Origin of the sequence: Vibrio sp. YT-16 (assembly GCF_033337405.1) — a bacterium.
Taxonomy (GTDB): domain Bacteria; phylum Pseudomonadota; class Gammaproteobacteria; order Enterobacterales; family Vibrionaceae; genus Vibrio; species Vibrio alginolyticus.
Genome location: NZ_JAWOQQ010000166.1, coordinates 1 through 1,027, shown reverse-complemented (window position 1 = coordinate 1,027; position 1,027 = coordinate 1). Strand labels below are relative to the sequence as shown.

The 1,027-nt window shown below is 42.8% G+C and carries 1 pseudogene; it reads left to right on the top strand.

Annotated elements, in window-relative coordinates:
* Nucleotides 1-20: 20 nt before the first annotated feature.
* A pseudogene (locus R7F07_RS25500) lies at nt 21-1,027 on the top strand (methyl-accepting chemotaxis protein); the annotation flags it as partial.

Here is a 1,027-nt window from a genome sequence, read left to right as displayed (position 1 = left end):
CTTATTCAGGAAACAACAATATGACTATTAGGCAAAAACTCTACTTCCTCGGAGTTATCGCCATTTTAGGCATTGTGACCCTTTTGGGTACCTCATCTCATTTCGCAAATCAGAGCAATGAACTCAACCACGCAGTAAAACTTGTCGGTGATTTAGAAATACGCTTACTCAACTTGCGACGTAATGAGAAAGACTTTTTACTTCGCAGCAATGTCAAATACTTAGATAAATTTGATAGTAATGTTGATAAGTTTTTAAGCACCGAGAAAGAACTCGCTCAAATCCTAAACCGATACGACCTACCCTCAAGTCAGCGTTTCAAGCAGGATTTACTCGCTTATCAAAAAGGTTTCCAAGCATTAGTTTCCGCTTCTCAAAAGTATGGCCTAGACAAAGAAAGTGGCATTCTTGCGCGTTACGAAAACCTGCTACTTGAAGCAAAGAAAAGCGCCGACCATCAGCAAATCCTTTCTCTTATCCAGTTTGATAATGCGGTGAAAATGGGCGAATTTGACTCAAGCAAACTGTCTGACCTATACGTTCCAGAACTGTTAGAGTCAGCGAAACAACTTGCAGCTCAAAAACAAGTCATTGGTGTGGCGTACAACAAAGGTTTACTGGGCGAAACTCGCGCGCTATCTCACGCCGTGGAAGAGCAGTTTGAAGCTTTCTCATCATCGATTGATTCTGCCGCAACCCAACGCGATGAAAAAATGGCAAGTATCAAGCAAGCCAGTACGGCGTTCATCTTAGTAGTGATTTTTGCACTGATGTGGCAAATTTCTCGCTCTACCAACGTTCGTGTTGGCAGCTTGCTAGCAACGATTAAGAACATCAGCGAAAGCAATAACATGGGCTTACGCTCTGATCTTGCAGGTAAGGATGAACTGTTTGATATCAGCCACCATCTCAACGATCTGCTCGAAAAGCTAGAGCGTTTGATCCACAACACACAAGAAAAATCGATGCAGTTAACAGCGAGCACGGACAACATGCATCGTGAGCTTGAAGGTGTTATGGAACAGTT